We start from the raw sequence: 12630 nt of genomic DNA, 5'->3' as shown, positions 1-12630 counted from the left end.
TAAAAGATACTTGATCCGCAGGCCTGATCAGGCGATCTTCGCGTCAGATGGCAGGCCACTTGGGGAATGTCGGTTTAGAGGAGGAAAGGTATATCGCCACCGGCGACTTCCCACACGTAAGGAACGCGGGTTAAACGATAGGCGCAAGTTCAAGACGGACAACGCACCACTTGGGAAGCCAGCTTATTCCTGTTTATTCAGTGTCGGTTTCATCGCAGCGCACATTGGCGCAATAGTTGCGAATTAACGCTTTGTCCGCAGACTGTGTATTGATCAGGCTCTCAGATTTTCTGACGCAGCAGATGTCGGAAATACGGGCTGGCCAAGTGGCAGAATAGCATCATGTCGAGTGACCGGTATGGGCTGATTCCAACTGAAAACGTGCAGATATTCCAGAAGCTGCGGCGCTGAAATCTAATTCGATTGGGCGGCTTTGTTACACAAAACATCGTGCGTGCTGATACTCTCAATGAAAAACAAGATAGTGTTGAGCCGTTTTAATTCGATTGAATGCAAGATTGCGAAACCAACGACAATTGCGCCAATGCGCTGAGAAAATGTGGGCAGCCAAAAAACCAATTACTAAAGCAAGTGCCAAACCAAGTGGCAACTAGCCAGCTATCAAGAGAAAAATTCCACGACCCAAGGGATTGGCCAATTCAATCTGCGATATGCTTCTCACGGTTTTCATTCATCGATTCATTTAACGCACCGGGCTTACAAATTCTGCGAAAGACTGGCAGCAGGACGCAGACGGATCTGGGTCAAGTACTCAGGATACCTCTTCTTACAACCCGATCCGACATTTTGTACTTTGGCGAAGGGCGCGGGAAGTTCTCATTTTCATGACGATTGGAGAACGTTATGCCAAACCTCGCGCTACGCTTCCAACTGATCCATAACCTCATCGCTGGCTTCGAAGTTGGTCGTCACTTGCTGAACGTCGTCATCATCCTCGAGCGCGTCGATCAGCTTCATCAGCTTGTTCATGGCCTCGAGGTCCATCTCGGTCGTGGTCGTCGGACGCCAGATCAGCTTGGTAGACTCCGATTCCCCCAGCTCAAGCTCAAGCGCATTCGACACCTCGTTCAGATCGGTATCCGCACACCAGATCACGTGGCCGTCCTCTGTGGATTCCACGTCTTCGGCCCCTGCTTCGATGGCGGCCATCATTACGGTATCCGCGTCGCCCACTTCAGCCGGGTAACTCACCGCCCCCTTGCGGTCGAACATGAAGCCGACGCTGCCAGTTTCACCCAGATTACCGCCGTTCTTGGTAAAGGTCGAACGGACGTTCGAAGCCGTACGATTACGATTGTCGGTCATCGCCTCTACGATCACCGCGACACCGTTAGGGCCATAGCCCTCATACCGGATTTCTTCGTATTCGTCGCCTTCGCCCGCTTGTGATTTCTTGATGGCGCGATCAATGACGTCCTTGGGAACGGAATTTGATTTCGCCTCTTTGACCGCCAGACGCAAACGAGGGTTCTTGTCGGGGTCAGGATCGCCCATTTTTGCGGCGACCGTAATCTCCTTGGACATCTTCGAAAACAGCTTGGCGCGGATTTTGTCCTGCCGCCCTTTGCGGTGCTGGATGTTCGCCCATTTTGAGTGGCCTGCCATGGGGGGTCTCCTGTCGTTCTGTAAGTCCAAGGGTCTGTCGCGCAGCTATAGGACAACGGCGCTGTCGGGGGCAAGCCCACACCGGCGGCTGTGCAACGACGCAGACAGGCCGCGCGCGGGCGTCTGGTGCATCGCAACGCGCAGCACAGTATCCTAAAGTTCAATCCACGAGAGGGGACGCACATGGGCGTAATGATCGAAGGCACCTACCATCAGGACGACCCCGGACCGGATAGCACACGCGGGGGCGCCTATGAACGTGCCAAAAGCACCTTACGAGACTGGATCACGCCTACGGGTCCATTCCAGGCCGCGCCGGGGCGCTACCACCTCTTCGTCGCGTGGAACTGCCCTTGGGCGCATCGCACATTGCTTGTCCGTGCGGTGCTGGGTTTGGAACATGCGATTTCAATCAGTATCGCCCAACCACGGCGTACGGCAGACGGTTGGGTCTTTGACAAAACGGGGGCATTTTCCGACCCAGTACTGAAAGTCAGCGCGCTTCACGAGGTTTATGGCAAACAGCCCGCGCCTTACACCGGGCGAGTGACGGTGCCAGTGCTTTGGGACAAGAACACCAGCCAAATCGTATCGAATGAAAGCGCCGACATCGCGCGCATGCTGGCGCTGTACTTCGATCCGGGACGGCGTTTGGTCCCAAAAGCTCTCGAGGCCGAGATAGAAAGCTGGAACGCCCGGATCCACTCAAAGATCAACAACGGCGTTTACCGGGCCGGTTTTGCGCGCACGCAAGAGGCCTATGACAGCGCGGTCACCGAGCTCTTTACCGCACTGCAAACGCTGGAATCCCACCTGAAAGACAAAACAACCCTGGTCGGTGAAACGCTGACGGAGGCTGATCTTCGCCTGTTTCCAACACTCGCGCGGTTCGATGTGGCCTATCATTATGCCTTCAAATGCAACCTGGCCAAGCTCAGCGATTTTCCCAACCTCTGGGATTATGCCCGTGCGCTTTATGCGGTGCCCGGCATCGCCGACACCGTCAAACCGGACATCTACAAGGCAGGTTACTTTTCTCCGTCAGAGTTGCGAAATCCACTTGGGATCATTCCCAAGGGCCCGCAGGTGGATTGGACAAAGCCAACCCATCGCAACATCACATTGGGCTAAGCCCCCTCTCCCTCTTCTCTGTTCCCAAAAATCCCGGGGACGGCCGAAGGCCGGGGGCAGAGCCCCATAATCACACTGGCACCGGGGGCGACACCTGCCTAGGGTAGGCGCATGACCACCGACCAAATCGTTCTGTTTTCGCTCTTCGGACTTGTCTTTGGCCTCCTGCTATGGGGCAGGTTTCGTTACGATATCGTCGCCTTTTCCGCTTTGATGGCGGGTGTCGTCCTGGGCGTTGTTCCCACACAGGATGCGTTTTCGGGTTTTGGGCACCCCGCAACAATTGTGGTCGCACTGGTGCTGGTGGTCTCGGCGGGATTGGTGCGATCCGGTGCGGTCTTTCTGATCACGCGCACCCTGGTGGATGAAAGCCGCTCGCTGGGCAGCCATATCGCGCTGATGGGGGTGATCGGGGGCGTACTTTCGGCCTTCATGAACAATGTCGCCGCCTTGGCGTTGCTGATGCCGGTTGATATCCAGACCGCGCGCAAGGCCGGGCGCAGCCCGGGGCTCAGCCTCATGCCGCTCAGCTTCGCGACGATTCTCGGCGGGATGGTGACGCTGATCGGCACGCCGCCAAACATCATCATTGCCGCCATCCGAGAAGAAAGTCTGGGCGCGCCGTTTCGCATGTTCGACTTTGCGCCGGTGGGAGGGGTAGCCGCCATTGCAGGGTTGATCTTTGTGGCCCTGATCGGCTGGCGCCTGATCCCCGTGCGCGAGGATACACACATCAGCCCAGAAGATCTTTCGCAATATATTGCCGAATTGACAGTTCCTGAGGACGCGAAGCTGATCGGCAAGCGCCTAAGCGAACTGGACGAAGACGCAGAACGCGCGGACGTCGCGATCATCGGGCTCATCCGCGACGGAGAAAGACGTTATGGACCTGCGCGCAACGCCACATTGCGCGCTGGCGATTCTCTGGTCCTCGAAGCCACGCCGGAGGCACTGGACGAATTTCGCGCGGCGCTTGGCCTCGCTGTCGCAGACGCCCAACGCGAGGAGAAACTCAAGGCGACAGGGGCTGGCGTTGAAATCATTGAAGTGGTCGTGACGGACCAGTCCCGCTTGATCGGTCGGACCGCCCAGGGTGTCGGGCTGGCGTGGCGTCAATCCACTGTTCTGATGGGCATTTCCCGCAGCGGCAAACGCATCACGAATCTGATCCGCAAAACTCCGGTCCAGTCCGGCGATATTCTGTTGCTGCTGGTACCGCGCGATACCGGTGCGGACGTCACACAGTGGTTGGGCTGTCTGCCTTTGGCCGAACGGGGGCTCGCGGTCACATCCGATGAAAAGGTCTGGCTGGCGATCGGGCTGTTTCTGGCGGCCGTGGCGGCGGCCAGTGTCGGCCTGCTGTATCTGCCGGTTGCGCTTGGGCTTGTGGTCGTGGCTTACGTCCTGTCCAAAATTGTACCCTTGTCCGAGCTTTATACCCATATCGAGTGGCCGGTCGTTGTGTTGCTCGGATCAATGATCCCCTTGGGGGCCGCTCTGGAGAGTTCAGGCGGGACCGAGTTGATTGCAGGCTGGTTGGTCAGCCTGACCCAAGGCATGCCCGCATGGGCGGTTCTGACGGTTTTGATGGTCGTCACCATGAGCCTCTCGGACGTTCTCAACAATACCGCCACGACGATCGTTGCCGCCCCTGTGGGCATTCAGATGGCACAGACTTTAGGGGTTTCACCAGACCCGTTCCTGATGGCCGTGGCCGTGGCGGCATCCTCCGCTTTCCTGACGCCGATCGGGCACAAGAACAATACTTTGATCCTCGGTCCCGGTGGGTACAGCTTTGGCGACTATTGGCGATGCGGCCTGCCGCTGGAGGTCATCATCGTCGCCGTTTCAATACCTGCCATCTTGGTCTTTTGGCCTCTGTAACAGGACAGTATCAAGGCGGAGGCAGCGTCACCGGAGGGACCGAGCATCCGAACTTGAACTGGTCCATAAGCCCTTGGTCGCCGAAACTGTGAAGGCAATCCAGCATCTTTTCTGACTTTATAAACAAGCGCCCTTTGTGTCAAAACCCCGAAGGAAGTACCTGAATCCAATTTCCTTGGAATGCATATTGTACGTGAAACTGTGCTTCTCTCTGTACACAACAAGAGCGTAGGCAGACTTGGGAGACCATTGGACGTTGTTTTTGCAAAGTCGTCCACGCCATTCACGGACAATATCGAGCAGTGCTACGAGATTTGGAACCTGCCCTCGCGGGAGCCAGATTCCATTATATAGTGAGTGAAGCACGTTTTTGGCATCACTTCCGCAGATGACGCATTTCAGGACTAATGTTTTGTTTCAATAAAGCCGGATACTGCTCCTGTTACATCAGACGGTGGGACTTCTTCGGAAGTGCAGTTAAAAATTTTAGAATAAGAACTAGGTCCTTGGACACTTCATTCGCTGAGGATTGAAGCAGACGAAGCGGAAACCGACACGGTTTCCGCCCGTTTTCCGTGTCGGAAAACGTAGAGACCAAGCGTGAGCGTTGCCTGTAAGCGCCAACGATCGCTAAAGTTCGATGCAGGAGGGCTGCGCGTGGACATTCTCATTACCGTGGTTTTACCGCTATCTCTGGCCGTCATTATGTTCAGCCTTGGAGTCGGACTTACATTTTCTGATTTCTTCCGTGTGTTCAACGCGCCAAAGGCATTTGTGATCGGCGCTGTTTCGCAAGTTTTGCTGCTGCCCATGGTCACTTTGCTGACCGTCCTTAGTTTCGATCTGAGCGCCGAAATCGCGGTTGGTTTCATGCTGCTGAGCTTTTGTCCGGGCGGCGTCACATCCAATATGCTGTCCCGGTTGGCACGCGGGGATGTGGCATTGTCTGTCTCACTGACTGCAATCATAAGCCTGCTGAGTATACTGACGGTACCCATTCTAAGCGCATGGGCCGTCGTGCATTTCATGGGCGACGCCGCGCCAGACGTGTCCGTCACATCGCTTGCCACGGCAATGTTCCTTATCACCACGCTCCCGGTTCTGGTCGGACTACTTTTTAGGCACTTCGCGCCCGAAGTCGCTGTGCGAATGGAACCGGTACTGACAGGCATCGCCACCGCTTTGTTCATGACAATCGTCTCCGTCGCCCTCGCAGGCAACTGGGGCCTTTTCGTTGAAAATGTATACACTTTGGGTTCGGCCCTCATCATCCTGAATGCTGCGTTATTGTTCATCGGATTGGGCTTTGCGCGCACGAGCGGGCTCGCCTGGACCCAGGCCAAAACCATCTCGATCGAAACCGGGGTGCAGAACGCCACTCTGGGCATAACACTGGCTGCGCTTATTTTGCCGCAAGCAGAGGGCTTCAGCGCGCTGGCCCTACCATCAGCCGTTTACGGCATCACCATGTATTTGGTCGCCGCACCATTCTTGGCATGGTATCGCAGCACATAGGTGGCCAATTTTTAGAGCCGTTACTCTCTGACTGAATGGGATGCAATTTCGACGTCGTGCGCCAAGCGTGACTGATTGATCGCAGTTCCCCAGCGCGGCCAATGTGATTCCGGCGGTGCCCGGTCATGTTGACGGGCGGATAGTCATGATTTCCGATGATACAAGCTGTCCCTGCTTTATGGTATCCGTTTACGGCAGTGTGCGAAGGGCACAAATAATGAGACCTGATCCGACGATCGTAAGGTGGTCGCGTTTTGCCCGCGCCTTCATAGACGCGGTTCAACCCAGCAGGCAAATATCATAAAGCTCACTTTCAAAACCGCTTAGACGCGCGGCGCGTTAACTGCATATCCCTGTGCGCCAAACGATGGAACGATGGTTGGGCGGCAAACCGATCTGAATTCAGAAAGGGCCTGGGTGCATGAGCAGATTGTAACACGACGCTTGGACGGCGTCGGCAGCTTTGCAAGTCCGCCTTCGAGCGCGGCGTTTCGATCGATGCGTGATTCTTCGGCGAAATGCCTGCCAATGGGGCACCAGCGTAAAAGAATTTTCGACGAAAATTCTTACCCCGCACCCGGAGACAAGGGCCAGATAAAGGGAATCACCAAAGATGCCAGCAAGCCAACGCTTAGATTCAACGGAATGCCCACACGCAGGAAATCGGTAAACTTGTACCCGCCAGGCCCATACACCAGCATATTGGTCTGATACCCGATGGGCGTCGCGAAACTCGCCGAAGCCGCCACCATCACCGCCACCACCAAGGGCCGCGGATCGATGCCCAGCGCGCCCGCCAGCCCGATTGCAATCGGCGTCACTACGACCGCCACGGCATTGTTGCTGACCAGTTCCGTCAAAATCGACGTCAGCAAATAGATCGCCCAAACGATCAGGAAGGGCGGCAATGCCCCCAAAGCCGGCGCCACCGCATTCACGATCAACGAAACAGCCCCCGAGGCCTCCAACGCGGCTCCGATCGCCAGCATCGAAAAGATCAAGGCAAGCAAACGCCCGTCAACAAATGAAAACGCCTCGTCCGCGTCGATACAGCGCGTCACCAACACCACTGCCACGGCAAGAATGGAAAGCAAGAAGATCGGCGCCACGCCCAGCGCGGCCAGCACAACGATTCCCAGCAAGCTCAACAAAGCAACGGGGGCGTGGCTGCGCCGAAAGGCCCGCTGCGACGGCTTGGCCACATCGACCATATCCATATCGCTGGCCAGGCGCTGGATGTCTTCAGGTGCACCTTCCAGCAACAACGTGTCCCCCACCCGGACAACCAGATCGTCCAGTTGCACACCGATATTCTGGTTCCGCCGATGCACCGCCAGCGGATACACACCATAGCGTCGCCGCAATCGCATCATGCCCAGGCTGCGACCGATCATCTTGCAACCGGGCGTGATCAGCACCTCAACGGTCGTCGTCTCGACGGCCCCGACCTGATCCAAGCGCTTGAGTTCCTTGTTACTTTGCAAACCAAGCAACTCGGTCATTTGGGTTCGTAAAATGACCCGGTCACCGACCTGAAGCTCCACCCCCGCAAGGTTGCGCCGCAACGACAAATCCCCACGCACGACGTCGATCAAACGGACACCTTCGCGCTTGAACAACTGCACACCAGAGACTTCGCGACCAATCAGGTTGCTTTCAGGCGGAATGACAGCCTCGGTAAAGAACTTCATCCGACTGCGATCGCTGAGCAGTCCCGCCATGCTGTCACGGTCCGGCAAGAGAATCGGACCGACGAAGCGAAGATAGACCATCCCCCAGATCACAAGAATGATCCCCAACGGGGTGACTTCGAAAATTGTGAACGGGGCCAATCCCTGCGCCCGGGCAACGCCATCGACCAACAGGTTGGTCGAGGTTCCGATTAAAGTGAGCGTACCGCCCAAAATCGCTCCATAACTCAATGGAATCAACAATTTCGAAGGCGAAATACCCAAGGTCTTTGCGAGTTGTACAAAGACCGGGATCATCACCACGACAACTGGCGTGTTTGATACAATAGCCGACGAAATGATCACGAAGCCCATGAGCATGGCAATGGCGAGGACAGGATTGCTTTGCGCTTTGCGGTCCGCGAAGCCTGTGAACGCCTCCAGCGCGCCGGTCCGCACAAGCGCACCCATGATGATGAACATCGCAGCAATGGTCCAAGGCGCCGGGTTCGACAGCACCGACAAGGCGTCGTCATAAGGCAGCGCTCCAAGCGCCAACAGCACGGCGACGCCTGCTATCGCAACCACCTCCGTCGGAAAGCTCTCACGCAGAAAGAGCAGGAACATGATACACACCACCGCGAGCGTCGCAATCGCGCTGCCCGTTTGTGAAAGTTCGATAAAACCCATTGGATTCTCTTTGGTGGCTGAAGTCAGCGCCCACTGTCCTCTATCGCTGTACCAGCTTCAAGCGATGCTTTGCGCGGCTGCACAAGATACATCCCCAGCATCATCATCGCCAAAGCCGCCCAAAAGGCCGGCGGATAGGCCTCGTTCAGGATCAGCCAGGCCCAAAGGATGCCAAACAAGGTCACGAGGTAACTGATCTGGACCGCAAATACAGGGCCTGCCCGCCTCACCAGCCAAACATATCCGGTATAGGCAAACACATGCAGAACTGCACTGATCCCCAGTGCCATTTGCGCCGCCCCGAACGGCGGACGGGGGTCGATCCATTGCCCCGATCCCAATGCCAGCGGCAAGGTCACAATCGTCCCCACAATCGACGCGCCCCAAAGCACCTGCATCGCATCAAGGTCCGCAGCCCCCCAGCGGGCGACGAAATTGCCTTCGAATGCGTAGAACAGCCCGGAAATCATACCAATCAGAACCCAGAAAACAGGAATGTTGCCAGACATGTCCGCCCCAGGCAAAACGATCAGCAAGACGGCCGCCATTCCCGCGAATAATCCGCCTAAACGACGCCACTCAAAGCGATCCAATGCAAGAAAAAGAGTGATGGGAAAGGCCCAGATCGGAATCATCGACAGGAGGATCGACATGACCCCCGAGGGCAAATGCACGGCCGCCTGATAGCTGGCCGTATTTGGGAAGATCGATCCGACAAAGGCGATCACCACATAGAAGCGCAACTGGGCCCGTCCCAACGGCAGACGGGTGCCCCGTAGAATCGCCACCAGGGTCATGACAGACGCGCCAATCGCCATCTGCCAAAACAGTAGCCCGAAATGTTTGTAGCCGGTGCTGACCGCGATCTTGGTCAGTGGCATGGTCAAACCCTAGGCCGCCCCCACGACAAGCAAAACACCAGTACAAATGTAAAGTTCGCTGCGAGTCACGGCCCGCACTGTTTCAAGAGCCCGCCCTGACGCACCATTTCGATCCGGGTGGCGCGCCCGTCTGCGCCGGTCTCGATATAAACGCCAGACAGCGTCGCTTCACCCAAGGCAGGGGTGAAGCGCTCTTTGGGCATGCCGGTGATAAAGCGGCGCAATGGCTCGTCCCGCTGCATCCCGATGACCGAATTATAGTCCCCGCACATGCCTGCATCGCTCAAGTATGCACAGCCCTTCGACAAGATCATCGCGTCGCTGGTCGGTACATGGGTGTGGGTGCCCACCATGAGGCTGGCCCGTCCGTCACACCAATGGCCCATGGCCATTTTTTCCGATGTCGCCTCACAATGAAAATCGACGATCACCGCATCCGCCTGCGCCCCCAAAGGATGAGCGCGAAATACCGTCTCAAGAGCGGAAAACGGATCATCAAAGGGCCGCTTCATAAACACCTGCCCCAAAGCCTGTGTCACAAGCACCTGCTTGCCGTTTCGGGTTGGGAAAAGTCGCGCGCCCTTGCCGGGAGACGCCTTGGAAAAGTTCAAGGGCCGGATGACCCGGGGCTCGTGTTCAATGAATTGCAGCATGTCCTTTTGGTCGAACGCATGGTCACCCAAGGTCACGCAATCCGCCCCGGCCGCCAGCAAGGCCTTGGCATGCGCACCGGACAGCCCCATGCCGGACGTGGCATTTTCTCCGTTGACCACAACAAAATCCAGGTTCCAGTCAGCGCGCAAACGCGGCAGATGATCGGTGATCGCCTGACGACCGGCACGGCCCATCACGTCACCCAAAAACAGAATATTCATAAGGAAAGGCCTAGTGCGCGCCTACCTGTTCGGCAAGAGACAACGCACACTTCGTCCAATCAATACATCAACAAGTCACTGCCATGGCGCAATCAGACAGGGCCACAGGCAATGTCTATGACCTCAGTGTCGGTGACAATCATGTCGAGCGGCTGATCGGTCTTTTCAAGCGGCAATGCGTCAGCAGCCTGGGCGCCATAGGCAAATCCAATGGCGAGGGTCGCCCGGTTGGCACGCAACTGCTCGAGCGTGCGATCATAAAACCCACCGCCATAGCCAAGGCGACCACCGGTTCGTGTGAACGCCACCAAGGGTACGATAAGAATTTCAGGGGTGATGAAATCATCTACCTCCGGCAGCTGCGTCCCGAAGGGCCCCGCACGCAAGGCGCAATCCGGTGTCCAGCGTGAAAAACGTAACGGTTGACCCGGCGCCATGATGACAGGCACCGCGACAGGACCGTGTGCCGCGGCTTCACACATCGCAGGCAGCGGATCGATCTCTGACCTTATAGGCATGTATCCTGCGATCGGAACGCCGCGATAGCCTGCCAGAACCGATGACAAAAGGCCCGCACCGCCGCCCGCATCCAGATCGAAAGCGGCCTTGCGCGCCGCAAATGCCAGTTTGCGCGCGGCATCCTTTTGGGCCTTCAAATCCATGGTGCAGCGCCTAAGGGACGGTGGGCGGGGCGCATTGCGGCGCAGCCCGCAACAGCGTCGTCCCAGCGGCTCACAACAGCACGATCGCGGCAAGACCAAGGAAGGCGAAAAATCCGACGACATCCGTCACCGTGGTCACGAAAGCGCCAGACGCCAAGGCCGGATCAATGCCGACGCGGTCCAGGATTACGGGAATTGCAGTGCCCGCCAGTCCCGCCACCACAAGGTTGATGACCATCGCCATGCCTATCACATATCCAAGGGCGGGCGATCCGAACCAGACCATGCCGATGATGCTCATCACGACGGCAAAGACCATCCCATTGATAAGACCTACAATGACTTCGCGCCGGATCACCCGCCACACGTTGGCTCCGGTCAAATCCTTGGTGGCCAAGGCACGAACCGCCACCGTGAGCGATTGTGTCCCCGCATTGCCGCCCATGGAGGCAACAATAGGCATCAAGACGGCCAACGCCACGATCTGCGCCAGAATAACCTCGAATTGTGCGATCACAAGGGACGCGAGGATCGCTGTAAACAGGTTGACAGCCAGCCACGGCAGCCGCTGACGCGTGGTTTCGCGCACATTGTCCGACAGCGCCGATTCCTCCCCCACGCCCCCCAGAAGCAGGATATCTTCCTCATGCTCTTCATCCAGCACGGCCATGGCATCATCAATGGTGATCAGACCGATCAACCGGCCTTCATCATCGACAACAGGTGCCGAGATCAAATGATATTGGTTAAACGCATAGGCAACATCGCTCTCGTCCTGATTGGCCGGAATGACCTGAAATGTATCTTCGACCAAATCAATCAGCATGACGTCGCGGCGCGAGCGCATCAACTTGCCAAGGGTGACATTTCCGACCGGATGCAGGCGCGGATCAACCAGAACGATATGATAAAACTGTGTCGGCAGTTCGTCCTCGTCGGCGTTGCGCAGTCGGTCAATGGCCTCGCCCACGGTCCAATGCTCCGGCGCCATGACGACCTCGCGCTGCATCAGACGCCCGGCCGAGTATTCGGGGAAGGACAACGATTGCTCAACGAGGGCCCGATCCGCGTCTTCCAACGCGTCCAGGATTGCCTCTTGCTGGGCATCCCCCAGATCCTCGATCAGATCGACAACATCGTCGCTATCCAGATCCCGTACAGCTTCAGCCAATACAGAAGGCCGCAAGACGGAAATGACTTCCTCACGGATCGACTCGTCGAGTTCCGACAGGATGTCCCCATCGAATTCACGGTCATAGAGGCGAATAAGGCGCGACCGATCAAAGGCATTGATCTGTTCCAGTAGGTCTGCAATGTCAGCCGCGTGAAGCGGCTCCATCAGCTTGGTCAGTTGTTCGCGATCTTCGATATCGACGGCATACAGAATGGAAGCAACGTCTTTGCGGCCCAGCGTGTAGGCATTGTCATCCGCATTTTCCGAGTCTTTTTCGATTTCATCCGACATGGCTGCCCCCTGATGCGCCGCGACCATACGAGGGGGCTTCCGCGGATACAACTGCATCGACTGGGCTATACTGCAATCTGATCTGGATAAGTGATAAACGACCGTTTGAGCGGCAGACCAAAATTCTGATTTGACCTGTAAAGCCGAACCATCTCGACGCATTCCAAGATTGACAGGACGTCGGGGCCCGGAGGCTCAAGGCCGTACACATTCGATTCAGGACGACACGAA

Annotated in this window: 9 protein-coding genes; 3 read left to right on the top strand and 6 right to left on the bottom strand. The window is 56.8% G+C overall.

Going from position 1 to position 12630, the window contains the following annotated elements:
* Positions 1–879: 879 nt before the first annotated feature.
* Positions 880–1626 (bottom strand): YebC/PmpR family DNA-binding transcriptional regulator, encoded by a 747-nt coding sequence (locus LC354_RS13020; RefSeq protein WP_223424475.1) that lies wholly within the window; start codon positions 1624–1626, stop codon positions 880–882.
* Between the two features lie 183 nt (positions 1627–1809).
* On the opposite strand from LC354_RS13020, the gene LC354_RS13015 reads away from it, so the two are divergent.
* The 3 genes from LC354_RS13015 to LC354_RS13005 all read left to right on the top strand — a co-directional run bounded on the left by LC354_RS13015 (position 1810) and on the right by LC354_RS13005 (position 6156).
* On the top strand, positions 1810–2757 hold the full coding sequence (locus LC354_RS13015) for a glutathione S-transferase family protein (protein WP_223424474.1): 948 nt from the start codon (positions 1810–1812) through the stop codon (positions 2755–2757).
* Between the two features lie 111 nt (positions 2758–2868).
* On the top strand, positions 2869–4641 hold the full coding sequence (locus LC354_RS13010) for an SLC13 family permease (protein WP_223424471.1): 1773 nt from the start codon (positions 2869–2871) through the stop codon (positions 4639–4641).
* Positions 4642–5298: 657 nt separating this feature from the next.
* Positions 5299–6156: a bile acid:sodium symporter family protein gene (locus tag LC354_RS13005; protein WP_223424468.1), complete on the top strand. Its 858-nt coding sequence runs from the start codon at positions 5299–5301 to the stop codon at positions 6154–6156.
* 566 nt (positions 6157–6722) lie between these two features.
* On the opposite strand, the gene LC354_RS13000 is transcribed toward LC354_RS13005, so the two are convergent.
* The 5 genes from LC354_RS13000 to mgtE form a co-directional block, all read right to left on the bottom strand.
* Complete coding sequence (locus tag LC354_RS13000) at positions 6723–8516, bottom strand: SLC13 family permease (protein WP_223424466.1); 1794 nt, start codon at positions 8514–8516, stop codon at positions 6723–6725.
* 23 nt (positions 8517–8539) lie between these two features.
* Positions 8540–9397, bottom strand: coding sequence for a DMT family transporter (locus tag LC354_RS12995; RefSeq protein WP_223424463.1), 858 nt, complete (start codon positions 9395–9397; stop codon positions 8540–8542).
* A gap of 65 nt (positions 9398–9462) precedes the next feature.
* Positions 9463–10272 carry a TIGR00282 family metallophosphoesterase gene (locus LC354_RS12990; RefSeq protein ID WP_223424459.1) on the bottom strand — a complete coding sequence of 270 codons (810 nt, stop codon included), beginning with the start codon at positions 10270–10272 and terminating at the stop codon, positions 9463–9465.
* Between the two features lie 92 nt (positions 10273–10364).
* Positions 10365–10934: a 5-formyltetrahydrofolate cyclo-ligase gene (locus tag LC354_RS12985; protein WP_223424457.1), complete on the bottom strand. Its 570-nt coding sequence runs from the start codon at positions 10932–10934 to the stop codon at positions 10365–10367.
* Between the two features lie 70 nt (positions 10935–11004).
* The gene (gene mgtE, locus LC354_RS12980) at positions 11005–12399 is read right to left on the bottom strand and encodes a magnesium transporter (RefSeq protein ID WP_223424454.1); all 1395 of its coding nucleotides are present in this window, start codon (positions 12397–12399) and stop codon (positions 11005–11007) included.
* Positions 12400–12630: the final 231 nt, after the last annotated feature.

Origin of the sequence: Tateyamaria pelophila, assembly GCF_019966495.1 — a bacterium.
In the GTDB taxonomy this organism is placed as follows: Bacteria; Pseudomonadota; Alphaproteobacteria; order Rhodobacterales; family Rhodobacteraceae; genus Tateyamaria; species Tateyamaria pelophila.
This window is presented reverse-complemented; position numbering and strand designations above follow the sequence as displayed.

What these genes read in the sequence shown, in the direction of transcription:
- LC354_RS13020 (WP_223424475.1), bottom strand. Translation starts at nt 1,626, where the DNA reads ATGGCAGGCCACTCAAAATGGGCGAACATCCAGCACCGCAAAGGGCGG.
- LC354_RS13015 (WP_223424474.1), top strand. Translation starts at nt 1,810, where the DNA reads ATGGGCGTAATGATCGAAGGCACCTACCATCAGGACGACCCCGGACCG.
- LC354_RS13010 (WP_223424471.1), top strand. Translation starts at nt 2,869, where the DNA reads ATGACCACCGACCAAATCGTTCTGTTTTCGCTCTTCGGACTTGTCTTT.
- LC354_RS13000 (WP_223424466.1), bottom strand. Translation starts at nt 8,516, where the DNA reads ATGGGTTTTATCGAACTTTCACAAACGGGCAGCGCGATTGCGACGCTC.
- LC354_RS12995 (WP_223424463.1), bottom strand. Translation starts at nt 9,397, where the DNA reads ATGCCACTGACCAAGATCGCGGTCAGCACCGGCTACAAACATTTCGGG.
- LC354_RS12990 (WP_223424459.1), bottom strand. Translation starts at nt 10,272, where the DNA reads ATGAATATTCTGTTTTTGGGTGACGTGATGGGCCGTGCCGGTCGTCAG.
- LC354_RS12985 (WP_223424457.1), bottom strand. Translation starts at nt 10,934, where the DNA reads ATGGATTTGAAGGCCCAAAAGGATGCCGCGCGCAAACTGGCATTTGCG.
- mgtE (WP_223424454.1), bottom strand. Translation starts at nt 12,399, where the DNA reads ATGTCGGATGAAATCGAAAAAGACTCGGAAAATGCGGATGACAATGCC.